Consider the following 25,626-nt stretch of genomic DNA (forward strand, 5'->3'; position numbering starts at 1 on the left):
GATGTCATATGAAATTGAAAAAGAAAGCTGCTGAAATGAGTCAGAGAGAATTGGCAAGATTTATTGATTACAGTGTATTGAAACCGGAATTTACAGAAGAAGAAATCATCAAATTGACAAAGGACTGTGTTAAATTAGGCTGTTTTAATCTATGTATCAATCCGGCCTACATGGATTTATGTCTTCCTTATGTTGAGGGTACAGATACCAAGCTATCCCCTGTTTTAGACTTTCCCTTTGGTACAAGCTCTACCGAATGTAAGGTGGAACAGGCAAAAATATTATGCAGATATCCACATATCAGTGAAATGGATATGGTCGCCAATTATGGATGGATCCGTTCTGAGAAGTACGAAGCTGTTGAACAAGATATTCGGGCAGTAGCCGAAATAGTTCATGCCGCAGGTTATGGATTGAAGGTCATATTGGAAACAGATGCATTGACTGAAGCGCAGATCCGAAAAGCCTGTCATAGCGTTGCAGCTGCAGGTGCTGATTTTGTTAAAACAAGCACAGGCTTTTTAACCGGACATGAATGTGTCGGAGGAACACCTGAAATTATACAAATCATGCTGGATGAGGTGGGAGATCAAATCAAAGTTAAAGGAAGCGGCTGTATACGTACCAGAGAGCATTTTCTGAAGCTGATTGACATGGGGGTAGAACGAATGGGAATCGGGTATAAATCCGTTCCTGTTGTATTGGGATTACAAAAGTAGAAAAGAGGAGATCACAGCGATTTGATGTATGCATTATAGATATGCGTATAGTAGAAAAACGATGAGAGAAGGGATTTCATGTATGAAGCAATCGTAAAAAATACGGTAGAAATACTTTGCCAGCTGCCTGTACCGTTTCCTGAAAGCAGACTTTTAGCGGGAATTGTAAAAGAGTACAGAGCACCTCAGCAGGAAATGTTTATGAACGATAATTATCATTACGCCATGGGAACAGCCTATCTTAAGCTTGGTATTCTTGGGGTATCTGAAAAAGCTGAAGAATCATCAAAAACTGTGGAAACCGAAAAGCAGCGTGAATTATTATCATCCATAGCAATCGTATATAGGGAAATCAGCAATTATTTATCACGCTATGCAGAAGCTGTTCATAAGCAAGCTGAATCAGATAAACAGCGGCATACAGGGGACATGCTGAAGGCTTTGTCGACACGACCTCCACAGCATTTTGATGAAGCACTTCAGCTTGTGTATATCATGTGGAAGCTTCGTACATTGTATAAAAAACATGCTGACTTGGGAAGACTGGATGTTCATCTGCGAGAGTTGTTTGAAAAGGATATGACTTCCGGCTATATGAGCGAGCAGGATGTGCTTGACTATCTGCTTTGTTTTTGGGAGCTCTTGAATGAAAATGACAGCGGGGATACATTGCTTAATGTTATGGTAGGTGGCAGAAATATAGATGGAAGTGATGCCGGCAGCAGGCTATCTGTTCTCATGCTGAAAGCAGTACAGCTTTGCAGGCAGACGGAGCCGCATATCAATGTGCGTGTACATCCGGAATTGGATCCTGCTATTTATCAGGCCATGCTGGAGGTACAGCTCATGGGGCAGGGACAGGCGACTATGTATAATGATGAAGTCATAATTCCATCCCTTATGAAGTTTGGCATCCCGGAAGAGCTTGCCTGCTGTTATGCCAATGACGGCTGTTCTGAAATAACTTTAGATGGATATAGTGGTATTGATTATGCTCATATAGATATTGTCGGAGTATTTGAATTGGCTTTTAACAATGGAAGCTGGGCAGACCGTACTTACCGTAAAAAGGTTCATTATTGGAATAACAGTGATCCGGATTATTTTTATACACCTCATGCAGTCTGTGGATATGCATCGGGCGATCCGCAGACTTGTGAGACCTTTGAAAAATTCTATCAGATGTTTTTGAAGCAGTATGAATTTCAGATTAGAAATAAAGCTGAGGAATTGAAGCGCCTTTACGATGACCGAATGAGTTTTGTGACCACTTCTGTATTTTTGAATGGAACCTATGATTTTGTGCTGGAACATGGGGATGATATTCTGGGAGGCGGTTTTCCTTTCGCAGAATATATGCTATTTTCAGGCTCTATTCCAACAGCAGCCGATTGCTTAATAGCTGTTAAATCACTTGTGTATGACAGAAAAATATATACGATTTCGGAACTAAAGGAGGCCATTCGTGTAGATTTTAAGGGTTATGAGGGAATGCGAAAACAAATGCTGAACACTCCTAAATTCGGTAACGATATCGATGAAGTAGATTTACTTGCTCGAGATATCGCTCGCTGCTTTTGTGACTGCCTGCAAAACTTTCGGAAAGAGAGTGGATTTGCTGTTATGCCGGCATTGTATGGATTCCGTTTTCTGGAGGAATCCTATGGTGTAGCAGCAACTCCTGATGGAAGACATTATGGTGATCCAATTGCTGAGCATTATTGCGCAACACCTGGAAGAGCTGTAAATGGTCCTACGGCTTTACTTAATTCCATAGCAAAAGCAAAGGAAGAAATCAGTATGGCGGTTGGAGTATGTGCAGTACAGATTACGCTTCCTCGTAATCTTGGCAATACGGATGAAGAAAGTCTGATGATTCTGGACGGATTAAACAGGGCAGCAGTTGCGGGTGGATTAAACCATATGAATATAGGAATATATGATGCTGAACTGTTAAGAGAGGCACAGCGAAATCCTGAGCAGCACAAAGATATCATTGTACGTGTATGGGGATACAGCGCCCGCTTTGTCACCTTATGCAAGGAAATGCAGGACCATGTAATCAACCGCATTACTGCTGTGAACTGATGGGTACCGTTTTCAATATTCAGCGCTTTTCGCTGCATGACGGACCAGGTATCCGTACAACATTTTTTCTTACAGGCTGTTCACTGCGTTGTCAATGGTGTCATAATCCGGAAGGATTACAGAGTAGGGTCAGATTACAGTATGATGAATCACAGTGCATTCAATGTAGAATCTGTGAAAAGGTATGCCCAAAGAATGTGCATGTTTTTCATGAAAGTGTACATATCGTTCATTTCGATCAATGTAGTTTATGCGAAGAATGTATCAATTCTTGTCCATCAAATGCATTACAAAAAAGCGGGAAAGAATATACTGCAGAGGAGCTGGCTCAGATTGGCTTAAGGGATATGCCGTACTACCAGCAAAACGGAGGTATCACATTTTCTGGTGGAGAGCCCCTTCTTCAGGCCTCATTTGTCGCAAAAACGGCTGATTTGTGTAGAAAGAAGGGCGTAAATACAATCGCTATAGACACTGCCGGCAATGTAGATTGGAAGGCTTTTGAAGCTGTTCTTCCGTTTGTGGATTATGTTTTATATGATGTAAAGGCGGCATCCGAAGAGATACACAGGAAAGCTACAGGTTTTTCAAATCATAAAATTTTAGATAATCTGCATCGACTGGATTCCTGCGGGAAAAAAATTTTTATCCGTATTCCTCTCATTCCTACAATCAATGATGATCTAAAGGAAATAGAGGCGATTGCCCAACTTGCCGCACAGCTTCACACACTAGAAGAAATTCGTATTGTTCCCTATCATACATTTGGAAGAGAAAAATATAAAACCATAGGATTATCAGAGCCTGCGCTTTTTCCTATACCCGATGACCAGAAAATCATTCATTATGAGAGGATAATACAGGCGATGCAAAAAAAGAAACATCATCCATAAGGTTACGATTCACAGCCCTTTGAAACATAGAGAAGGATCAGCATATGAGAATAAATGAAAATATAGGACCTGCTACATTAGCCCCATATTCTAATAGTTCATACGTAAATCACATATTTATGAATTGGCTGTGAATCGTAACTCCATAAGAGGTGTACAGCTAATATTTCGGGGGTTTGCCTCTATTTTCATAACGAACCTCCATATTATAATAGAGTATTGTGTCAGATACCTATAAACAAGGACAATTTGTATATCACAATTTGTGTTATACAAGGAGAAAAGCTTATGGCAGAAATGATGAAAAGAGCTTAACATCACAGCATTCATAAGGCTCTCACGATATTATTGTGTTGGAATATAAATAAGATTAAGAGATTTCAGAAAAAAAGCCATAGGCTTCACAATCATATGGCTTTTTTCTATTAAAGACGTCGTAATATTTTTATAATATGCTGTGCTATTCTTAATTCACACTGAATTGTCATCATGGTATCCTGAGCGTGTGTGAACAGCATACTGAATTCATGATGATTACCACGGGCTTCTTCTTGTATAAGTGCAGTTTGTGAATTATGTGCAAGGATGATATTATCTCTTGCCTCCTCCATCAGCTGATCCACCTTATGAAAATTTCCATCTTCCGCTTCACCCAGTGCTTTTTCAAGCTGTGTTCGTGCATCACCAGCATGCAGGATAATCTGCATGGCTATCTGTGTAATTTCTGTATCCACGTTATTCTCCTTCATTTAGGCATTGAACCTCATAGACTTTGAAAAACGGTAACCAGATTATATAATATACTGCAAATAAAATGATATACACAATCACAGCTCGCATATCCTCCGTTATCATAACACTGGAAAATGGTGCGGGAATCTGCCCAATCTGCATCATACGGTAAGGAATATTTAACAGATCCAGGCGCATAGAGAACCAGATGATAACAGGTCCTGCAATTGAGTTGAGCCAGAAAGGCACCATCATGATCGGATTAAAGGCGATAGGTGCACCAAATACAAGAGGTTCATTTATATTAAAGATAGATGGACCAATACAGATTCTTCCCATGACCTTTAATTTTTTTGCTTTTGAAAACATCATCATGACATTTAACGGAAGTGTAGCTCCCATACCACCCATAGTAATCAAAGCAGCTGTAAATACAGTTTCAGATGTAACAATATTCACAGCCTCTTTTCCAGCGGCAACCGCTTCAATATTTCCCTGAATACCGGCCATAAAGATAGGTAGACTGGCGGCATAGAACAGCCAGTTGGAAACACCTAATGTATACAATACAGCAGGGATAAGACAGATGAGAACAAAGCCGGGCAGTGTTTGTCCAAAATTCTGCAACGGTGAGAATAAGGATAAGATGAAATCAAAGATATCAAATTGAATGGTAAAAACAATGGTGGTGGAAATCAATAGAATACATAGGATAGGAATCAGATTATTAATCCATTCCGTTACAAAATCAGGAATAGTTACGTTATTTTCAAGTATATGTAATTTAGAGTATAAATTGAATATACATCCTGTAAATAAGCCGACTAGCATAGCTACAAGCATACCGGTTGCCCCCATACGGTTAAACGTAAGAATGATTTCTCCCTGCTCATTGAACTCTGGCATAGAGAACATGACAAATACAGCGATTGAAATCAATCCGGCAACAATGGTATAACGACTGAGCTTCTTTTTTTCCATACACTGGTTTGCGACAAGAAAGGCGAGAAAAATACTGATAAATCCAAAGCTGAAATCCGCAACCTTACCCAAGTCCGGAAGCGCTGAAACATAGGAACGAAATACATTGTAGAAGGAAATCAGGGAGCCTGCAAGAATAAAGGGCAGCCCCTTCATCATGGATCCGGCTACAGCAGCAACCCATGGATTTTCCACCACCTTATTCATTTTTGGTGCAAATTTATCTGTAATCCATAACATAATTTTTTTCATAAGGTATGCTCCTTCCTGTAAATTTCAAATGCCAGTGCAAGGATTCCGGCGCCGTCCAGATTGGAATAAATATCAGAGGGTATCATTGCGATGGAAATCTGATTTTCCCTGCATACTTCAGACAGACTTTTAAATGATGATGCGCAATGTGGTCCTATTAGAAGAACATCTATATCTTCCGCATATTGCTCCACAGCACTTTCACTTCTTGCGTCCACCCTTACTTCAATTCCCTGTTTTTTCGCAGCCTGTCGGGTCTTCTGTGCCAGAAACCCGCTGGACATACCTGCACCACAGCATAGCATAATGGTAAGCTTTTTCATTATAAATCCTCTCCTTTTGTCTGTATAACATGCTGATACCAGTAAAAGCTGTCTTTTTTCAATCGTTTACCACTACCATTACCATAATCATCCAGATCAACATAAATAAAGCCGTAGCGCTTGCTCATTTCACTGGAGGAGCAGCTTATAATGTCAATTGGACCCCATGGGTAATATCCAAAGCACTGCACACCGTCAAGCAGCGCCTGCTTAATTGATGAAGCATGTGCTTTCAAATATTCAATCCGGTAAGCATCGTGGATACTGCCATCATCTTCCAGTGTATCATAGGCACCAAATCCATTCTCTGCAACACAGATAGGTTTCTGGTACCGGTCCCAGTAGATATTCAAAGAGGTTCGCAAACCAAGCGGATCAATGGCCCATCCCCAGTCATTTGCTTTTAAATATGGATTTGGATAAGCACCGTTTGTTTCACTTACACTTGCTGTTTCTGTTTTTGGATGAAATACACTGTTATAATCGGAAATCCGTGTATAGTAATAAGATATAGCAAGAAAGTCCGCTGTATGCTTTATATCGGAAAAGTCACTTTCCTGCATGCTTATATGATAGCCCTTCTCCTGGTAAAAAGCTAAGGCATATGTCGGATAGGCACCCCTCAGTGCAATATCTGTGACATAATATTCCATTTGATTTCGTTTCACCGTAGCAAAGATATCCTCAGGACGACAGGATGCAGGATGTGATATTTCATCACATACCATCACACCTATCTGAAAATTCGGATTTATTTTTTTTGCTACAGCTGTAGCTCTGCCACAGGCCACGAGTTCATTATGAAGTCCCTGATATTTCGCCTCCTTTAAATTTGAAACCTTATCCGCTGCAATACCAAGGTGATTGAAGGATTCCAGTGAAATTAAGTTGATCTGGTTTACCAAAATCCAGTATGTGACTTTATTTTTAAATCGTTGAAAGCATGTTTCACAATATCGTGTAAAGAAATCAATCGTTTCTCTGCTGTACCAGCCGGTATAGCTTAATGTTAAATTGAGCGGCATTTCATAATGGGAAAGTGTAACAAGCGGCTCCATTCCATTTGATTTGATTTCATCAATCAGCTGATCATAATAACGCAGTCCTTCCTCATTCGGTTCTGCATCATCACCATTTGGATAGATTCTTGACCAGTTAATGGATATGCGGAAAGAATTCATACCGGTTTCTGCAAGCAGCTTTAAGTCCTGCGGGTAGGTATGATAGAAATCGATGCCTCTCCGCTTCGGATACAGATCGTCTGTATCCTGCATTGCTACACGGATATCATCAGTTGTGATTTCACCATTGAATTTCTTTTTGATATCCTTATGTGGTTCAAATTTATTGATATCTGCAATACACCAACCCTTACCTCCTTCCTTCCAGGCGCCTTCACACTGATTGGCAGAGATAGCACCTCCCCAGAAAAATGTTTCTGGAAATACTCGTTTGTTCATATAAAATCCTCCGTTTCTTTGACGATTGCATTATAAGCTGTAAATTCAGTAGGTTCAAATAAGAAAATGCACACCTGCTGTGCATTTCAATGATTGCATTTTTATATATTTTATGGGATAATATATATGGCGGAGAATATGGTATGCGGTGGAGCAGGAGGATACTATGACGGAGAATCAGCGATATTTGTTGAAATTTCTTGATACCACATTTTGGAAGTCTTCAAAAAAGCTAGCTGCTGAGCTTGACTGCTCCATTCGCACATTACGTAAATATGTTGCGGATATAAATATGGATACAGGCAGACAGATTATTTTATCTTCCAACCTGGGATATAAGCTCAGGGAGGATATCGAGGTTGAAGTCTTATTCAAGGAACAGTTACCGCAAACACCCTATGAACGAACAAAGTATATCATAAAACAGCTGATTGATTTCAATCAGGAAAAAATTAACATTCATGACCTTGCAGATGAGCTCTATATCAGTGAGTCCACATTAAAGCTTGATTTGAAAAGAGTCGGTAAAAAATTGTATGAATGCGATTTGAAGCTGGTACAGTGTGGGGATGATATCTATTTGGAAGGGCTCGAAAAGAATAAAAGAAAGATGGTTCGTACACTTCTGTATGAGGAATCCAGTGATAAATTCATGAATATGGGATTTATTCAGAAATCATACCCGCAGTATAATGTAGAATTTATCCAATATGTTTTGAAAGAGATATTCCGGAAATATCATTTTTATATCAATGATTACTCCATGATAAACTTAATTTTGTATATTATCATTGCAATGGATAGAATCGATCATGAATATGAATACATGGAGAAGCCTGAAAAATTATTTCAAATTAAGCAGCATGAATTCAAGTTGACAGAAGAGATTATAGCATCCCTAGAAGAGCATTATGAATTGCATTTTAATGACAGCGAATTATATGAGTTAACATTGCTGGTTATCGGAAGTGCCATCAATACAAACTTCAGAGATCATGAATTAAAAAATCTTGTTACCAAAGAATGCTCGGATATAACAGAACGCATTATCCGTGAAATGAGTGAAAACTATTTTCTGGATCTGTCCGATAAGAATTTTATTTATCGATTTACACTTCATATGAATGGACTTCTTATTCGTTGTCAAAACAGTTTTTTTACGCAGAATCCACTTACTGAAAATATACGGAACAAATGTCCGCTGATTTATGATTATGCTGTGAATATTTCTCACATTATTAAAAGAGAAACAGGTTATATTATCAATGACGATGAAATAGCATATCTGGCATTTCATATTGGAAGTGTCTATGAAAATCATAATAACGAGAAGCATAAGCTATCTTTTATTCTGTTATTTCCACAATATTATGATCTTGATATTTCCTTATCTGATCGAATTGTATCTGTTTTTCGTAAGGATGCTGACATAAAAAATATTATTACCAACGAAGAAGATATCACGAATACAGCTGATTTTATTTTAACTACGGTTTCGATTGATAGAAAACTGGATATGCCAAAGGTTATCATTACACCGTTTTTCAATAAGGCAGACCAAAGAAAGGTGCAGCTGCTGATGGATCGTCTGTTGATTGAGAAAAAGAAACAGAAATTTCAATCCATCCTAATGGAATATACAAAGCCGTCTCTATTTAAGAAAAATGCAAGCTTTCAAAGCAGGAGGAGGCAATTCATGTAATGTCAAAGCAGCTGTATGAAGCTGGAATGGTGAAAGAATTTTTTGAACATGATGTCCAGGAAAGAGAAAATTTATCCAGTACCTCATTTCATTCTGTTGCTATCCCGCATGCGACAAAAATGAATGCAATACAAACCTGTATGAATATTGTCTTGAATAAGGAGCCGGTACTTTGGGGAAGCCGTAAGGTACATTTGATTATACTCATCGCTATTAATGATCAGGATAAAAAGCTGTTTATTGAATTATATGAATTTCTATCATCTGTATTGATGGAAGATATGCAGCTGGAAGAATTACTAAAAGCAAAATCCTATTATGAATTTATTGAAATTCTTTTACAGCATATATGAAGGAAAACATATGAAAACATATATAGAAACAAATGAACATAATAACGGTGTATTTTTCTTATGAATCAATTGTGAAAGGCTGAGGATTGACAGATGCTTTGTATCCTATACATAATTTTATAAATAAAGGGTTACATTTTTTTTAATAGCCGCACCATATTGCTTGTGAACAAATAAACAAGGTGCTATAATCAAGGTGTTGAAGTGAGCGGAAAGTAAATCTGACTGTAAACATCAAACATCGATCGCTGACGATCTGCTTCTAAAGGAACAGCCTGAGGAAAAAGACGGGAATGCAAATAGTTTTTTTACTGTATTCTTGTTTTTTCGGACAAGAATTTTTTTATGTTAGGAGGATCATATGGAAACAAGAGTAGCTGTTATCGGCATCATTGTAGAAAATACGGAATCTGCAGAGAAAATCAATTCCATACTTCATGAATATGCACAATATATTCTCGGACGTATGGGAGTACCGTATCAAAAAAGAAAAATTTCGGTAATCAGTATCATTATGGACGCGCCACAGCCTGTGATTTCTGCTTTATCCGGAAAGCTTGGAAAGCTGGAGGGTGTCAGTACAAAGGCACTGTATTCCAATGTGATGGAGAAAACGGATGGCTGATTACGGATTTCTGATGGAAAAGCTGTATAAGAGTGGATGGCTGCGGGATGAAGAATTTCTGGAACTGCTTGCTCATCACGAGGATGCTTTCTTACGTAGTCAGCTTGCTGCGTATGCAAGAAAAACAGCGCACAGATATTATGGAAATAAGGTCTATACCCGCGGACTGATAGAATTTAGCAATTACTGCCGCAATGACTGTTATTACTGCGGTATCCGCCGCAGCAATACCCGTGCGCAAAGATACCGTCTGGAAAAAGAAGACATACTTGCCTGCTGTAAGGAAGGCTATGGATTGGGCTTTCGCACCTTTGTCCTGCAGTCCGGAGAGGACGGGTATTATACGGATGAGAAACTCATTGAAATCATAACCGATATAAAACAGCAGTATCCAGACTGTGCCATTACACTGTCACTTGGGGAAAAAGAAAAGGAGAGCTATCAGCGCTACTTTGATGCGGGAGCTGATCGCTACCTGCTGCGACATGAAACAAGCAATGCACAGCATTACCGATGTCTGCATCCGCAAGAGCTTTCCAGTGAGCATCGTAAGCAGTGCTTGAAGGATTTGAAGGCAATCGGTTTTCAAACCGGCTGTGGAATTATGGTCGGTTCTCCATCACAGACGCTAAAGAATATTGTGGAGGACTTGCATTTCATGAAGGAACTGCAGCCGGAAATGGTGGGCATCGGACCTTTTCTTCCGCATCATGATACACCGTTTTGTAATGAGCAGGCCGGCAGCTTCACGCTGACACTGACATTGCTTTCCATCATTCGCCTGATACTGCCGGATGTTCTGCTTCCGGCAACTACAGCTCTGGGTACGATTGATCCACAGGGAAGAGAACAGGGAATTCTGGCAGGTGCCAATGTTGTCATGCCGAATCTAAGTCCGGTGGCTGTGAGAAAAAAATATATGCTGTATGATAATAAAATCTGCACCGGTGATGAAGCAGCCGAATGCAGATTATGTCTGTCCAATCGTATGAAACGCATAGGATATGAACTGGTAATAGATCGCGGCGACAGTATAAGAAAGATAGAGGAAAAACGTATATGTACAATAAACATTCACTGAAAGCGACGGAATTTATCGACGATGAGGAAATCAAAGAAACGCTGCGCTTTGCACAGGAGAACAAGCGTAATAAGGAATTGATCAGCTCCCTGATTGAACGTGCAAAAGATTGTAAGGGGCTTACACACAGGGAGGCTGCTGTATTACTGGAATGTGAGCTACCGGAGGAAAACGAAAAAATGTTTACGCTGGCAAAGCAGATCAAGCAGAAGCTGTATGGCAATCGAATCGTCATGTTTGCTCCGCTGTATCTCTCCAATTATTGTGTAAACGGCTGTGTATACTGTCCCTATCATCATAAGAACAAGCATATTCGCAGAAAAAAGCTGACGCAGGAAGAAATTCGGCAGGAGGTCATTGCTCTGCAGGATATGGGACATAAGCGCCTTGCTCTGGAAACAGGAGAGGATCCTGTTCATTCACCGATCGACTATGTTTTGGAAAGCATTAAAACGATTTACGGTATCAAGCATAAAAATGGAGCAATACGCCGAGTAAATGTAAATATCGCGGCAACAACCGTTGAAAATTATAAGAAATTGAAGGATGCCGGTATCGGTACCTATATCCTGTTTCAGGAAACCTATCATAAGGAATCGTATGAACAGCTGCATCCCAATGGTCCAAAATCAAATTATGCCTATCACACGGAGGCAATGGATCGTGCCATGGAGGGCGGTATTGATGATGTAGGCTGCGGTGTATTGTTCGGCTTAAATATGTATCGCTATGATTTTGTAGGACTTTTGATGCATGCTGAGCATCTGGAGGCAGTGCATGGCGTAGGACCTCATACCATAAGTGTTCCACGTATCTGTCCTGCCGATGATATCAATCCGGATGAATTTACAAATGCGATCAGTGATGAGATCTTTACCAAAATCGTTGCTGTATTACGGATTGCGGTACCATACACCGGTATGATTATCTCTACTAGAGAATCACAGAAAACAAGAGAAAAGGTTCTTGACCTTGGTATTTCACAGATATCCGGTGCTTCTTCCACCAGTGTCGGCGGCTATGCAGTACCGGAAAAGGAAGAGGAAAACAGTGCACAGTTTGATGTAAGTGATAATCGTACTCTCGATGAGGTGGTTAACTGGCTGCTGAAGCTGGGCTATATTCCAAGCTTCTGTACGGCCTGCTATCGGGAAGGTAGAACAGGGGACCGCTTTATGAGTCTGGTAAAATCCGGGCAGATTGCAAACTGCTGTCATCCAAATGCATTATTGACACTGCGGGAGTATCTTGATGATTATGCAAAAGAGGATACCAAAAAGCTTGGCAGTGCCAGAATAGAACAGGAGCTGTTAAATATTCCAAATGAAAAGGCAAGAGAAACCTGTACCTCCTATCTGCATTCCATCGATGAGGGGAAACGGGATTTCCGGTTTTGATATGAGTATGCAGGATACACCCAATGCAGTGCGTCTGCATATTGGAATATTTGGAAAACGAAACAGCGGAAAGTCCACTCTGTTAAATGCTATTACGAAGCAGAAGGTTTCTACCGTTTCTCCTGTTGCGGGGACTACCACAGATCCTGTAAGCAAGGCGATGGAGCTTCATGGAATAGGACCGGTGGTGTTCTATGATACGGCTGGTTTTGATGATGAGGGGGAGCTTGGCCGACTGCGTGTTGAAAAAACAGAAGAGGTATTGCAGAAAACAGATATCGCTATTCTCGTGTTTCGGGAATTAGATATTTCCTGGGAAATGAAATGGTATGCAAAATTGAAAGAGAAACAGATTCCTGTTCTCTGTATATGGAATGCAGCTACAGCTGACAGGGATCATGCAATGGATACGATACAGAAATTGGAAAGAAAAACAGGTGGGGAGATACTCGTTGTGAATGCGGCTGAGGATATGGCAGCGGAGCCTGTTCGACAGGCTCTGATTCGACTGCTTCCCTCTGAATTTACGGAAGAAACCATAATCGGACATCTGGTTACAGCAAATGATCTTGTATTACTCGTTATGCCACAGGATATACAGGCTCCCAAAGGCAGACTGATTCTGCCACAGGTACAGACGATTCGAGATTTACTGGATCATAAATGTATTGTTCAAAGCTGTACAAGCGATACACTGGAGGCTGCTCTTTCAGCACTGGCAAAGCCGCCGAAGCTGATTATTACGGATTCACAGGTGTTTCCTCTTGTATATGAAAAAAAACCAGAGGAGAGTCTACTAACCTCGTTCTCTGTGTTATTCGCAAATTACAAGGGGGACATTCAATATTTCATCCAGAGTGCAAAGGCTATTGATCAGCTGCATGCGGATAGCAAAGTACTTATTGCGGAGGCCTGTACACATGCTCCTCTTGCAGAAGATATCGGGCGTGTGAAGATTCCGGCTATGCTTAAGAAGAAATATGGAGACAGCCTGCAGGTGGATATTGTGAGCGGTACAGATTTTCCAAAGAATTTACAGGAGTTTGATTTGATCATCCACTGTGGTGCCTGTATGTTCAATAAGAAATATGTCCTGTCCAGAGTCGAGCAGGCAAAACAGGAAGGAATACCGATGACGAATTACGGAATTGCCATTGCATATATGAAGGGAATACTGGAGCATATCATCTATTGACAAGCGAAATGAATAGAGATTTTATGAATGCGCAAGCAATCATTAGAAGCCGCTTGCTCTATAGCCGGTGGTAGTTCACGAACCATATATCTTAACATCTCTGACTTCTTTTTCAGGATGAAGGCAAACAGCTGTTTCATAAGTAACTATGCTTATGAAACAGCCTTTTGCTATATGGCCTTCTTCGACGCGTATCATACCTTTTCTAAAATATGATACGCACGAAAGGAAGGTATCCGACTTGGAAACGATACACAGGGAAGATTAAAAAAACGGAAGCTTATTGAAGGTTTTCTTCGATTATGGAAATCGTAGAGTCAAGTAAAAAAAAAAAGAAGAAATAAAAGCTCCTGCGATAGGATTTTATTTCTTCTTTTAGCTTTTCAACTACTTGTATCCAATGTGCGTAAGAATCTATGGTAGCACTGCCGGTTTTTACTGTTCTGATACATGAATGAAATAATCACAGATTCTTCGTACACTGATTCTCTGCATCTTCATATCCGTGCCGGTTGCCTCATTAAACCATAATATTTTAAACCTTTCGTTTTCAAAGCTCAGAATCACACTGCTTTTTAATACTCCCTTTTTCACTGCTGCATTCTGAATATCCTGCAATGGTATACGAAAATATCCGGTTGCTCTTGTCACATCCAGAGAATGCAATGTGACGATATTCAGACTTGCTTTTGTCAAACCGACATAGCAGTATATATTACTGGAACCAATTTTCGGACGTCTGTCTGCGGCAACGGCATAGGATAACAGCTTCGGTGTAGAGGATACGATATTTCCCCATGTGGAAGCCAGATATTTCTCGTTCTCACAAAGCAGCTTTTTCAGTTCCTTTTGTTTACTTTCCTCATTCATTGTCAATGCCATTTGAAATTCCTCCTGAAGCGATGGCCTGTTCAAGAAGCACGATGCTTTCATCAATGCTGTGCTTTTGGTGAAATAAACCGGAGGTTCCTCCTGTGAACATCGTTGCACCAGCCTTTGCACAGCTGTGTATCGTTCCCGTATGAATATTTCCATCAGCCTCTATCACCTTATTCAGCTTTGCCTCCAAAAGCAGCTGCTTCATCTGTACTATGTGCTGAAGTGCTTCCTTCTGAAAAAGCTGCCCGGAAAAGCCAGGCTGGACACTCAGTTTAAGAATCCATTCAGAATGTGCTGCTAGCTTAATAAAATCCTTTGGTACCTGCGTGTCACAGCGAAAAGCAAGTACCGGCTTTGCTCCAAGTCTGCGTATTTGTTGAAAGGCCGTTTCGATGTCTGTTTCCGCCTCGTAATGAATGGCGATATAATCAGCACCATTCGCTATACAGGGCTTTATATATGGAAGCGGGTTACGGCAGGCGAGATGCACAGTGATTGGCAGTGTCGTATAGCTGCGAAATACCTTCAGCATCAGATCACCAAATATAAAGCATTCATTAAACTGACCGTCCACAATATCATAGTGAAGACTTTTTATACGCGACTGATTGATTTCCTTCATACTGTCTGCGACATGTCCCAGATCGATACAGGACAAAGAGGCATTGAAACTGTATTCTGTGGTGGATAGCTTCATGGTATCACGCCTTCAACAGCTTTTGGATTTCAACCTCATAAGGCGTATTTCTACAATTTTTCAGTGCAGAGTTCAGATAGGTTTTACTTAATTTTTTATTGCAGAGATACGTATACTGCAGACCAAGCAAATATTCAAAGATACCAATACGAACACGCTTTGCATCATTGGTAAAAGCATCCGGCATTTTCTTCATCGGCTCCAGCCGCTCTCTGATTTCCTGTATATACTCACTCTTTTTCAGAGCAAGAATACTGTACATCATTTCCATCGTATGCAGCTCAGGAGTATGTTTATCAGCTTTTCGACAGATATGCAGCATGCTTTCTGCTTTCTTATACCTCTGATTTTCCATATAGAAGTAAAATCCCTGCCTGGCCGCTGCTGCCTTTTGCTCATCCTTCATTTTCATCTTACTGAAAATCGTATCCAGCTGTGCCTCGATTTTCCTTTTATCACCTTGCATGAAATAGGAATTTAACCGCATGTATTCCCGATTGTATGGCTTGAAGGAAAAGGTGCAGGCAAACCCGTCCAGCAGCTTTTCAAATTGCTCATAATCTCTTTCTGACAGATAACCTGTCAGTTTTTTGTATACAACACGTTTCATGATCTGTGGAATGATCAACAGGATAATAAGAACAGCAGCGGTAATCAGAAATGTAAATGTCATATGATGTTCCTCCTACAATATATGCGATTTCAGATTCTCTTCACATATCCGTTTGAAATCTCCGTAATCCTCAACGGACAGTATTTCCTGCTTGAATTCATTATTGAACAGCAGAGGGGAAAGATAATCCCAGGCACGAAAGGCCTCTAAATTGTTTTTCTGAATGCATACGAGGAAAATCAGATTGACATGGTTTCCCTCCGTATCCCAGACTGCCGGCTTTTTGAGTATGATCTCCCCGATAAATGAATCGTCTGTAAGCAGATGCATCGGGTGAAGAATTGCAATTCCATTGCCAAAATAGGTGGAGCCGAATTCCTCACGCAGCTCGATTTCCTCAGCGAGATTATCTAATTGATACAGCACAGAGGCAGCATCGACCAGACACTTTTGAATCTCTTCCTTTTCTGTGAAATCCTTTACGAAAAACAGCTTTGGATCAAACAGCTTCATAATGTCCTCAACGTTTTTAAAGCCTTCGATCCGCACCTTGATTTTCTCCAGCTCATTGGAATCCGGAAAAAATGCAATCTTTGTCGCTAAACCGGATTCCGTAGCCCGGTTATCCTCGGTAGAAAAAAACAAATCATATGCATCCAGATCCAGATCATCCAGTTCATTGGAGGAAACAAAGGTTATGGATACGATATATTTTTGAAATTTATCATACAGAAACTGTTCCAGAAGAAAATACTCGGAGCGTTTTAGATTTGTGATGATACATACTCGTTTGTTGCCCTTTAAAACAGAATACTCATTGATGCTTTTATTGAAATAAATTGCAAGAAAGGCCGTTTCACTTTCTTTAATTTTACATGTATACCGCTCGGATAACAGATAGGAGAAATATGTGGCAATATCAAATGCATATGGAAAGCTCTGCTTGATATAATCCAGCATTTCATTTTTGATCTGTACATTATTGCGTGCTCTGGATATCAGCGGAACACAATGCAGAGCCAGTGATATTCGCAGGTTTACATCGTGTGTGAAATCCGTTGGATAGGATTCGTGTATTTTCTGCAGCGCATGCAGAATAAATGTATTCAGATCCTCTGATATATAATCAGTATTGCTGAAGTTACTGTGGTTGTTAATATACATGGCAAGGAAATTGATTTCTGTCTGCGGTACACGGATCAGATATTTTGTTTCAATACGCTCAAATATATTTCCTGCAATTTTGATTTCCGTGTCATAGTTTCCCTCACCGTCAATATCCTCGTCATTCAGATAAAAGAAATTGGTGATTCTTCGGATGGAGATATTTAGCCAGATAATGATATTCTGAAATTCAACATCGGAAATCGGATACTGCTTTTCCAGCAGCTCCTTCATCAGCGTCTTTCGTATAAATTCAACATGAACAGCTTCTGTATCAGAAATCAGCTTACTGGGAATCATGGGGTGATATGCATAGCTGACATCCATCAGACAGATGCGTTTATCCCGTTCCAGTCCGTCAATCCATATATATCCCTTTGTCTGAATCAAACGTAAAGAAAATTTCGACAGGGTCTTTTCCAGCTCCTTTAAATCACTGGTCAGAGTGGATTTTGATACATAGATATAATCTGCACATTTTGTCAGGGATATACTTTTCCTTTGGCTTAATAAGAAATTCAGAAGCTTATAGATGCGATCATCCCTGTAATTGATGTTGTATTCATCTGATTGCAGCTTCAAATCATTGAGATAGTGTGTAAAGCGTTCTCTATCCAGAATTTTGATCCTTGTACCAAAGGGTACCTTGGAATCAATGATGAATATATCAGATAAAGAAGCAGTGTCCTCTTTGATCGCCTTGATGTCATTTTGGATGGTCCGAAGACTAATATTAAATTTATCCGAAAAATAGTTCGCTTTATAGTACTCACCAACTTTTTCGCAAAGCTCTAAAAAAATACTGGATTGTCTTTTTGTTAGCATTCTTTTCACTATGAAACCCAAAACTGTCTGCGGGATTTCACTTCTCCTTTCCTTATGTATTCAAAACGAACAAATCAAAAATAAGTAGGCCCCACCCTATGCAAGCAAGTACATCATACCGTATTATCAATTACGAAAAAAATTGTCTTTTGCGTAATTGATACGCAAGACTACCCCTGAAATGACTTCATAATTACTCTGCAATTATCCGAAACTACGGCCATTGAATTTATTTATAATGGTATTGTAAGACGTATGGTAAGGCTTTTTGTTACAGAAAGGATAAGCCTACCACGTAAAAGGAGGAAGTATGAAAGCTTGTGTTTTAGAGAAACCTTTAGATGTTCGTATTGAAGATCTTCCCATTCCTGAACCAAAAGACGATGAAGTATTGTTGAGAATTACTGTCGCTGGAATTTGTACGAATGATGTTCGGGATTACAAAGGCTCCAAGTATACGTATCCGCGTGTTGGCGGACATGAGTATGCCGGTGTAATCGAGAAGCTTGGAAACGGTGTTGATACCGGAATGTTCCACATTGGTCAAAAAGTGGTAAATTACATTATAGATGAATGCGGAGTCTGTTACAACTGTAAGCATGCGCATGAGAATATCTGTGACGCTGCGGAAAAAGGGAAAACCTTTTATAACGAGGGAGGTATTTCCGGATACTTTGGGTTTGCCGAGTACATTGCGGTAAAGGCGCGTCATTTGCATATCGTTCCGCAGGATACACCGGATGAGCTGGCTGCCTTTAGTGAACCACTTGCCTGTGTGATCAACAGCATCAATAAAACCGGCATTCGCATGGGGGATGATGTGGTGATTATCGGCGGTGGTGTTATGGGGTTGCTTCATGTTCTTTGTGCGAAGCGGCAGGGGGCAAAGGTCATTGTCAGTGAAACAAGCGCCGAACGTCGAACATTTGCACTTGAACTGGGGGCAGATGCAGTGATTGATCCTATGGAGGAAGATCCTGTGGAGAAGGTAAAGCTGCTGACAAACGGACGCGGAGCAAATGTTGTATATAATACCACGGCGATTCCGGCTGTTGCCGGACAGGCAATCGCTATGTGTGCCAAGAGTGGTCTTGTCAATATGTTCAGCTCCATTCACCCCAATGAGCCGATTCTTGTGGATGCAGGGCGTCTGCATTCTCAGGAAATCCGGGTTACTGGTACAGTTAGTCCGACGGTGCGCTCCTTTGCACAGGCGGTTGACTGCATAGCCAAAGGAATCATTGATGTAAAGCCGCTGATTGAAAAGGTGTATGACTATACCGATGTTAAGGCTGCCCTGGAGGATGCTATGCGTCCGGAGACATTTAAGGTGCTGCTAAGGTTTTCAGAATAAGGGAGGAACGAGGATGAAAATTGTAAATGGATATGACCTGCTTGCTTATGCAAAGGAAAAAAATCTTCTGCTGCCGGCATTCAATACGACGAATCTGGAAATGACAAAGGCAATTATACAGGGCTTACATGCTGTTCATCTCCCGGGTATGGTACAGATATCTTCAAATAATCTGCATTTATCAAATCCGGAAGTGATAGCCTATATGATGAGAGAATTTTTAAAGGGGACAGATACACCGATCGGTTTGCATCTGGATCATGGAAAAAGCTTTGATGATGTAAAGGCCTGTGTGAATGCGGGCTTCACCTCCATTATGGTAGATGCTTCCCATCTTGATTTTGAAGAAAATATAAAAGAGGTGCAGAGAACAGTGGAATACTGTCACTTCTATAATGTTCCGGTGGAAGCAGAGCTGGGAGCAATCATGGGGAAAGAGGATGATGATGTAAATGAGGCAGACTGTAAAACAGATCCATCTCTGGTAAAAGAATTTGTGGAGCGCTCCGGTTGTGACATTCTGGCGGTTTCCATCGGAAATGTACATGGTCTGGATGCGGTAGCGAAGATAGATTTTGCTCTGCTGGAAAAGCTTGCGGCAGTATCTCCTGTTCCGCTGGTGCTGCATGGCGGCTCCGGTATCCCGTTTGATCAGGTGAAACGCATGAAGGACTACAACATGATCAAGGTGAATTACGGATCAGATTTACGCAAAGCATTTATTCAGACCTTTGGTGAGGCTTATGAAAAGAACCATAACGAAGCAAATCTGTATGGTCTCAGTGCCAAGGCAGTAGAGAATGTCAGCGCAACTGCCGCTGATCTTGTTCAAATTATCAACGGGTTGAAGGAATCATAGGAAGGGACGGATTCTGTGTATTATATAGGACTTGATATCGGTACATCCGCATTGAAAACAACAGTGATTGATGATAGTGGGAATATCATATACGAAAACAGCTATGGATATACAATCCTGCAGCCGAAGGAGGGCTGGCGGGAGATTGATCCAGACGTATGGATGCAGGCTGTTATGCAGGGATTGGCAGATATAGTTGATACCTTTAACCAAAAGGATATTTCTGTAATCGGGGTTACCGGACAGATGCATACCACCGTGTTTCTGGATGAAAACAAAGAGCCTGTGCGCAATGCTATTATGTGGACAGACCTAAGAACAGATTGTATGGTGGAAAAGCTTCGTAAGGAATGCCTGCAGCGAGAAGAAACGAAATATATCGCTAAAATTTTATCACCGGGCAGTCCGGCAGTGAATACACTCTGGGTCAAAGAGCATGAACCGCGTAGCTTTGCACGCATTCACAAGATCATGACACCGTATGCATATATCGTATATAGACTGACAGGGAAGAGCAGTGCGGATTACTGTGAGGCCTCCACAAGCTCCCTATATGATATCGCCGCAAAGAAATGGTCACCGTATATGCTGCATAAGCTTGGTATCACGGAAAGCTTTCTGGGACCGCTGTATGCCAGCTGTGATGTGGCAGGGACACTGCAGCAGTCACTTTGTGAACGCCTGCAGGTGACACATGATATCCGTGTAATTGCAGGAACCGGGGATAACCCCGCAAATGCGGTGGCAATGGGGATAGTAAACAGGAGAGAGCCGATCATTTCGCTGGGAACCTCCGGAGTTGTTATTCTGCCAAAGCAGGATATGGATTTTGAAGGAAGAGGAAAGAATGTCCTGTTCAATGCCGATCATACACAGTTCGTCAATGTGGTGCAGGGAACCGTGCGCGCAGCCGGAGGAACGCATAAATGGTGGGTGGAAAATATAATTAAAACAGATGATATGGCAGTGGATCAAAAGCTTATTTCACCGGATCGTTTCGGAAAGAACACCATTCTCTTTTTTCCGCATATCACAGGGGATAAGCTCATCTATCATGATCTGAGCACAAGGGGTGCCTTTATCGGTTTAAGCGCCAATTCCCGACGGGAGGATATGACACAAGCTGTGTTCGAGGGAGTAGGCTACGCGATTCGTGAAGCGCTTGAAAATATGAAGCTAGCACAATGGCCTTCCCGTATAAAAATCAATGGCGGTGGAACAAAGAGTCGTATCTGGATGCAGATTCTGGCTGATATTCTGCACACTGAGCTGGAGGTCGTCACGGGAAAAGCAACACCCGGCTATGGGGCGGCGCTTCTGGCTGCTATGGCAGATGACGTTTTGAAGCAGAGGTCCTGCGACCAGCAGGGAGAGGTATATACAGCACAGTATGGGGCAGTCCAGGCATACCATCGTCAGTATGAAAAATACAAGCGCATGTATTCTGCGCTGAAGCAAATCATGCAGGAGTGAGCTCACCTGTAATAAAAAAATTATAAAATTGCATAATCAATACGAACCTCATAAAAAATCCGGTTACGTAATGATTACGCATATTAAAATAAAAAACGCTGCGGTAAATCGTATAGAATATAACCAGATGGTGGAACCGCTTCCAGAGCAGTGCTTTCACCAGTGAAAAATGTATAGAGAAAGGAGGGTATTATGAAGGTTATCTTAGTATCTCATGGTTCTTTTTCCAAGGGATTATTTGAGACAATGGAAATGGTATTAGGTGAACAGCAGAATCTCTCATATGTTGGCCTGTATCCTCATCAGGGAGTGGATATCCTGAAAGAAAATATTGAGAATGAATTTAAAAAGGCAGATGAGGGGGAAGAAATCCTTGTGCTGACCGATTTGTTCTATGGCAGTCCGTTCAATGCTGTCGTACAGCTGATGAACACCTATGATGTATACCATGTAACAGGAATCAATGTTCCCCTGCTGATGGAAATCCTACTGATGAGAGGAAATGGAAAAAGCGCTGCGGAAATTTGTGATGAAGCTATGAAGCTGACAGGCAGCACCGTACAGGATGTAAAAAAATACTTAGCTGACATGCTTGATAATGAGGAGGATGAAAAATGCGAAACATCGTTTTAGCACGTGTGGATGATCGTTTGATCCACGGGGAGGTCGTAACAGCCTGGACACCGAGTCTGAGTGCGAACAGAATTGTCATTGTAGATGATACCGTTGCTGCGGATAAATTCAACAAACGGGTACTGATGGCTTTGGCGCCACAGGGTACCAAGGTTGCTGTATTGTCTGTCGAAGGTGCAACGAAGGCACTCCAAAAGCCCGATCCGGGAAATGAACATGTTATCGTTCTGACAAAAACACCGATCGTATTTGAACAGCTGCTGGATGGCGGAGTGGAAATCAAAGAGGTATGTCTTGGCGGTATGGGAATCCGCGGAGACCGAAAGCCATTCATCAATAATGTTTCAGCGAGTCCGGATGAAGTGGATTCCATTCGCAGAATGAAAAATGAGAAGGGTGTAAATGTTTATTATCAGTTAGTACCTGAGCAGAAGGTAGTCGATATATCAAACCTGTTATAAGACAGATTCTGCTGGACATAAAAACTAACAGAGAGGAGAGAAATTTATGTCAATAGTACAAGCGATTCTATTGGGGGTCCTGTATTGGATTGGTGAAGCAAACCTGCCGTTTGTCGGGTTATGGACGGTGCAAAGACCGCTGGTCTGCGGCTGGATTGCGGGAATCATCCTTGGGGACGCATTAACGGGAGCTATGGTTGGAGCATCCATCAACCTTGTTTATTTAGGCTTTATTTCAGCCGGAGGGTCCATGCCTGCGGACATGGCGCTGGCAGGAACACTGAGGGCTGCCTTTGCCATCACCGGTAATCTGGATGCCGATACAGCCCTTGCACTGGCTGTTCCTATTGGACTTCTGGGTACACTGGTATGGTATTGCCGTATGACCTTTGACTCCATCTTCGTTCACATCGGAGACAGATTTGTTGAAAAAGAGCAATACAATAAAATCTGGATTGCCAACGTACTGCTGCCGCAGATCATGGCTGCAGTTATCTGTATCGTTCCTTGCTCCCTGGCTGCATATTTCGGAGCAACCTATATTCAGGGATTCATTACAATGCTTGCCGGAACACCTTTGAAAATTTTCCAGATCATTGGCGGTCTGATGCCAGCCTTGGGTATTGCGATTACACTGCAATATATCTTTAAAGGGGAAAGCCGTGTATTCCTGTTCATCGGATTTGTTGTAGCTGTATATTCCGGACTTGCACTGCTGCCTCTTGGTGTATTGTCCTTATTATGCGCATTGGTTTACGTACAGGTTCGTTACAGAGAAAACAGCGGCAAGGGGAACATCGCTGAAGAAGCTGAGCTAGAGGAGGATTTCTAAAATGGCAGAACAAAAAGCAAGACACGTCATCCCGAAGAAACACTTATACCGCGCAGCCTTTAACTGGGAAACCTGGGTACAGTGCTGCTACAACTACGAACGAATGATGGGGATGGCCTGTGGTCACACCTTTGTACCGGTGATTGATGATTTGTATAAAGATGATCCGGATGGTGCCGCAAAGCGGAAAGAGGTCATGGAGCGTGAAATGGAATTCTTCAACGTTCATATTGAGTTCGGTTCCTGTATTCTGGGAATGGCAATCGCACTGGAGGAACAGAAATCACTGGGAGAACCGATTCCGGGTGAATTTATCACTTCCTTGAAAACATCCCTGATGGGACCTCTGGCAGGAATCGGTGATACGATCTATCAGGGTGTATTGATTCCAATCCTTCTGGCAATCTGTATCGATATCACGCTAACTGGTACGGTATGGGGCGCTATCGTATATCTGATTCTGATGCTTGCCATCAGCTATATCTTCAGTTTCGCTAACTTCTTCTTCGGTTACCAGCAGGGCTCCGAAGCCATCATGGATTTTCTGGAAAAGGGGCTGCTCGACAAGTTGCTGCTGGGAGCACAGGTCATGGGATGTATGGTTATGGGTGGCTTGATTGCCAACTATGTAAAGGTTTCCTGTGGTCTGGAGCTTGTCACATCGGGGTCTAAATTCAATGTGCAGACACAGCTGTTTGATGCTGTCATGCCTGGCATACTGCCATTTGGATTCACGATGTTAGTTTACTGGCTGATGAAGAAGCGATGGACATCCATCAAGATTATCATTCTGATTGTTATCATCGGTATTATCGGCGGATTAACTGGAATCTTAGCATAGTATCATGAAGAAAAGGGACCAGTTCTTGTTTGCTGGTCCCTGCTTTTTAAAGAAGAAGGGACAGGAATATTCCCTGCATAAAATTGCGATTCATAATTAGGAAAATAGGAGGACTATAATGAAAGCCTGTGTATTAGAAGGACCTAGAGATTATCATATCAAAGACATACCGGTACCGGAAATCAAAGAGGATGAAGTATTGGTACGTGTTCTGACATCCGGTATCTGTGTAAATGATGTCAGAGACTATCAGGGGTGTAAATGGTCATATCCGCGTATTGGCGGACATGAGTATAGTGCGGTTATAGAAAAAATAGGCGCAGGTGTAGATCCCAGTCTGTTTCATATAGGCGATAAGGTTATAAACTATATCATTGATGACTGCGGCGTCTGTCCGGATTGTAAACATCATCATGAAAATATCTGCAGCAATTTCACAAAAGGTACTGCATATTTCAATGACAACGGATATTCCGGCTTCTATGGCTTTTCAGAATTTGCGGCTGTAAAAGCACGCCATCTTTATGTATACCCAAAGGAAACAGCAGATGATGAGGCAGCCTTTGCGGAACCACTGGCCTGTGTGATCAACAGTATTAACCGTTCTCATATCAACATGGGAGATGATGTTGTTGTCATTGGCGGCGGCGTTATGGGACTGCTGCATGTGCTTTGTGCGAAACGTCAGGGAGCACGTGTTATTTTAAGTGAAACGGACGCAAAGCGACGCGCGTTCGGTTTGAAAATCGGTGCGGATATCGCTATTGATCCACTGGCATCTGATCCGGTAGAACAGGTTAAGCTGCTGACAAATGGACGCGGTGCCAATGTTGTTGAGAATACAACCGCTATTCCTGCTGTTGCAGCGCAGGCGGTTCAGATGACTGCCAAGAGCGGTCTGTGCAATATGTTCAGCTCTATTCATCCCAACGAGCCGATCCTTGTGGATGCCGGACGTCTTCACTCTCAGGAAATTGTTGTGACCGGAACACAGAATGGGACAATCGAGACCTTTGCACAGGCGATTGACTGTATATCCAAAGGGATTATTGATGTGAAGCCACTGATTGAAGCTGTCTATGACTATGAGGATGTTGTCGAAGCGATGGAATGTGCAAGCCGTCCGGATACCTATAAGGTCATGCTGCGCTTCTCAAAATGACAGTGCCAGCAGCATTAAAATATCTGTTCTTT

At 41.6% G+C, this 25,626-nt stretch carries 25 protein-coding genes; 17 read left to right on the plus strand and 8 right to left on the minus strand.

The window, feature by feature from the left end; all coding sequences use genetic code 11:
• Nucleotides 1-8 precede the first annotated feature (8 nt).
• The 3 genes from deoC to NE665_RS09595 all read left to right on the plus strand — a co-directional run bounded on the left by deoC (nt 9) and on the right by NE665_RS09595 (nt 3,700).
• Nucleotides 9-719 (plus strand): deoxyribose-phosphate aldolase, encoded by a 711-nt coding sequence (gene deoC / locus NE665_RS09585; RefSeq protein WP_008816049.1) that lies wholly within the window; start codon nt 9-11, stop codon nt 717-719.
• A 78-nt stretch (nt 720-797) separates the two neighbouring features.
• Entirely contained in the window at nt 798-2,807 is a 2,010-nt protein-coding gene (locus tag NE665_RS09590; RefSeq protein ID WP_008816050.1) for a pyruvate formate lyase family protein, read from the plus strand.
• Nucleotides 2,807-3,700, plus strand: a complete 894-nt coding sequence (locus NE665_RS09595) for a glycyl-radical enzyme activating protein (RefSeq protein WP_117443633.1) — start codon at nt 2,807-2,809, stop codon at nt 3,698-3,700. Before NE665_RS09590 ends, NE665_RS09595 begins: the two co-directional genes overlap by 1 nt.
• A gap of 425 nt (nt 3,701-4,125) precedes the next feature.
• Here the strand turns inward: NE665_RS09595 and NE665_RS09600 are convergent, their stop codons facing one another.
• From NE665_RS09600 to NE665_RS09615, 4 genes are read right to left on the minus strand one after another with little or no spacing between them, the layout of a single operon-like run.
• Nucleotides 4,126-4,434: a PTS lactose/cellobiose transporter subunit IIA gene (locus NE665_RS09600; RefSeq protein ID WP_233104651.1), complete on the minus strand. Its 309-nt coding sequence runs from the start codon at nt 4,432-4,434 to the stop codon at nt 4,126-4,128.
• A 1-nt stretch (nt 4,435) separates the two neighbouring features.
• A complete protein-coding gene (locus NE665_RS09605) occupies nt 4,436-5,665 on the minus strand; it encodes a PTS transporter subunit EIIC (RefSeq protein ID WP_118654633.1) in 1,230 nt (409 codons plus the stop codon).
• Nucleotides 5,662-5,988, minus strand: a complete 327-nt coding sequence (locus tag NE665_RS09610) for a PTS sugar transporter subunit IIB (RefSeq protein WP_008816054.1) — start codon at nt 5,986-5,988, stop codon at nt 5,662-5,664. The genes NE665_RS09605 and NE665_RS09610 overlap by 4 nt, the downstream gene beginning before the upstream one ends.
• Nucleotides 5,988-7,448 (minus strand): glycoside hydrolase family 1 protein, encoded by a 1,461-nt coding sequence (locus NE665_RS09615; RefSeq protein ID WP_117443630.1) that lies wholly within the window; start codon nt 7,446-7,448, stop codon nt 5,988-5,990. Before NE665_RS09615 ends, NE665_RS09610 begins: the two co-directional genes overlap by 1 nt.
• Nucleotides 7,449-7,614: 166 nt before the next feature.
• Here NE665_RS09615 and NE665_RS09620 point away from each other — a divergent pair, with 166 nt between their 5' ends.
• The 6 genes from NE665_RS09620 to hydF all read left to right on the plus strand — a co-directional run bounded on the left by NE665_RS09620 (nt 7,615) and on the right by hydF (nt 13,801).
• The gene (locus NE665_RS09620) at nt 7,615-9,150 is read left to right on the plus strand and encodes a PRD domain-containing protein (RefSeq protein WP_233104650.1); all 1,536 of its coding nucleotides are present in this window, start codon (nt 7,615-7,617) and stop codon (nt 9,148-9,150) included.
• The gene (locus tag NE665_RS09625; protein ID WP_233104649.1) at nt 9,150-9,503 is read left to right on the plus strand and encodes a PTS sugar transporter subunit IIA; all 354 of its coding nucleotides are present in this window, start codon (nt 9,150-9,152) and stop codon (nt 9,501-9,503) included. The genes NE665_RS09620 and NE665_RS09625 overlap by 1 nt, the downstream gene beginning before the upstream one ends.
• 361 nt (nt 9,504-9,864) lie before the next feature.
• Nucleotides 9,865-10,128, plus strand: coding sequence for a TM1266 family iron-only hydrogenase system putative regulator (locus tag NE665_RS09630; protein WP_008816057.1), 264 nt, complete (start codon nt 9,865-9,867; stop codon nt 10,126-10,128).
• On the plus strand, nt 10,121-11,209 hold the full coding sequence (gene hydE, locus NE665_RS09635; protein WP_118654632.1) for a [FeFe] hydrogenase H-cluster radical SAM maturase HydE: 1,089 nt from the start codon (nt 10,121-10,123) through the stop codon (nt 11,207-11,209). The genes NE665_RS09630 and hydE overlap by 8 nt, the downstream gene beginning before the upstream one ends.
• Nucleotides 11,188-12,606 carry a [FeFe] hydrogenase H-cluster radical SAM maturase HydG gene (gene hydG, locus NE665_RS09640; protein WP_118654631.1) on the plus strand — a complete coding sequence of 473 codons (1,419 nt, stop codon included), beginning with the start codon at nt 11,188-11,190 and terminating at the stop codon, nt 12,604-12,606. The genes hydE and hydG overlap by 22 nt, the downstream gene beginning before the upstream one ends.
• Nucleotide 12,607: 1 nt before the next feature.
• Complete coding sequence (gene hydF, locus NE665_RS09645; protein WP_178760283.1) at nt 12,608-13,801, plus strand: [FeFe] hydrogenase H-cluster maturation GTPase HydF; 1,194 nt, start codon at nt 12,608-12,610, stop codon at nt 13,799-13,801.
• Nucleotides 13,802-14,236: 435 nt separating this feature from the next.
• Here the strand turns inward: hydF and NE665_RS09650 are convergent, their stop codons facing one another.
• From NE665_RS09650 to NE665_RS09665, 4 genes are read right to left on the minus strand one after another with little or no spacing between them, the layout of a single operon-like run.
• Entirely contained in the window at nt 14,237-14,683 is a 447-nt protein-coding gene (locus tag NE665_RS09650; RefSeq protein ID WP_008816061.1) for a hypothetical protein, read from the minus strand.
• Nucleotides 14,664-15,377, minus strand: a complete 714-nt coding sequence (locus tag NE665_RS09655; protein WP_117443625.1) for a ribulose-phosphate 3-epimerase — start codon at nt 15,375-15,377, stop codon at nt 14,664-14,666. Before NE665_RS09655 ends, NE665_RS09650 begins: the two co-directional genes overlap by 20 nt.
• A 4-nt stretch (nt 15,378-15,381) precedes the next feature.
• Nucleotides 15,382-16,050 (minus strand): hypothetical protein, encoded by a 669-nt coding sequence (locus NE665_RS09660; RefSeq protein WP_117443624.1) that lies wholly within the window; start codon nt 16,048-16,050, stop codon nt 15,382-15,384.
• A 12-nt stretch (nt 16,051-16,062) separates the two neighbouring features.
• Nucleotides 16,063-17,979, minus strand: a complete 1,917-nt coding sequence (locus NE665_RS09665) for a PRD domain-containing protein (RefSeq protein ID WP_008816064.1) — start codon at nt 17,977-17,979, stop codon at nt 16,063-16,065.
• A gap of 310 nt (nt 17,980-18,289) precedes the next feature.
• Between NE665_RS09665 and NE665_RS09670 the strand changes: the two genes are divergently transcribed.
• The 8 genes from NE665_RS09670 to NE665_RS09705 all read left to right on the plus strand — a co-directional run bounded on the left by NE665_RS09670 (nt 18,290) and on the right by NE665_RS09705 (nt 25,594).
• Nucleotides 18,290-19,333, plus strand: coding sequence for a zinc-binding dehydrogenase (locus NE665_RS09670; RefSeq protein ID WP_117443623.1), 1,044 nt, complete (start codon nt 18,290-18,292; stop codon nt 19,331-19,333).
• Between the two features lie 13 nt (nt 19,334-19,346).
• Entirely contained in the window at nt 19,347-20,192 is an 846-nt protein-coding gene (locus NE665_RS09675; protein ID WP_117443622.1) for a class II aldolase, read from the plus strand.
• Between the two features lie 15 nt (nt 20,193-20,207).
• Entirely contained in the window at nt 20,208-21,665 is a 1,458-nt protein-coding gene (locus tag NE665_RS09680) for an FGGY family carbohydrate kinase (RefSeq protein WP_178760282.1), read from the plus strand.
• Nucleotides 21,666-21,857: 192 nt separating this feature from the next.
• Nucleotides 21,858-22,298 carry a PTS sugar transporter subunit IIA gene (locus NE665_RS09685; protein ID WP_178760280.1) on the plus strand — a complete coding sequence of 147 codons (441 nt, stop codon included), beginning with the start codon at nt 21,858-21,860 and terminating at the stop codon, nt 22,296-22,298.
• Nucleotides 22,280-22,759, plus strand: a complete 480-nt coding sequence (locus NE665_RS09690; RefSeq protein WP_178760278.1) for a PTS sugar transporter subunit IIB — start codon at nt 22,280-22,282, stop codon at nt 22,757-22,759. The genes NE665_RS09685 and NE665_RS09690 overlap by 19 nt, the downstream gene beginning before the upstream one ends.
• Nucleotides 22,760-22,805: 46 nt before the next feature.
• Nucleotides 22,806-23,591, plus strand: a complete 786-nt coding sequence (locus NE665_RS09695) for a PTS sugar transporter subunit IIC (RefSeq protein WP_178760276.1) — start codon at nt 22,806-22,808, stop codon at nt 23,589-23,591.
• Between the two features lies 1 nt (nt 23,592).
• Nucleotides 23,593-24,432, plus strand: a complete 840-nt coding sequence (locus tag NE665_RS09700; RefSeq protein ID WP_002606658.1) for a PTS system mannose/fructose/sorbose family transporter subunit IID — start codon at nt 23,593-23,595, stop codon at nt 24,430-24,432.
• A gap of 118 nt (nt 24,433-24,550) precedes the next feature.
• The gene (locus NE665_RS09705) at nt 24,551-25,594 is read left to right on the plus strand and encodes a zinc-binding dehydrogenase (RefSeq protein ID WP_178760275.1); all 1,044 of its coding nucleotides are present in this window, start codon (nt 24,551-24,553) and stop codon (nt 25,592-25,594) included.
• The last annotated feature ends 32 nt before the right edge of the window (nt 25,595-25,626 follow it).

The organism is Clostridium sp. DFI.1.208 (genome assembly GCF_024463855.1).
Taxonomy (GTDB): domain Bacteria; phylum Bacillota_I; class Bacilli_A; order Erysipelotrichales; family Erysipelotrichaceae; genus Clostridium_AQ.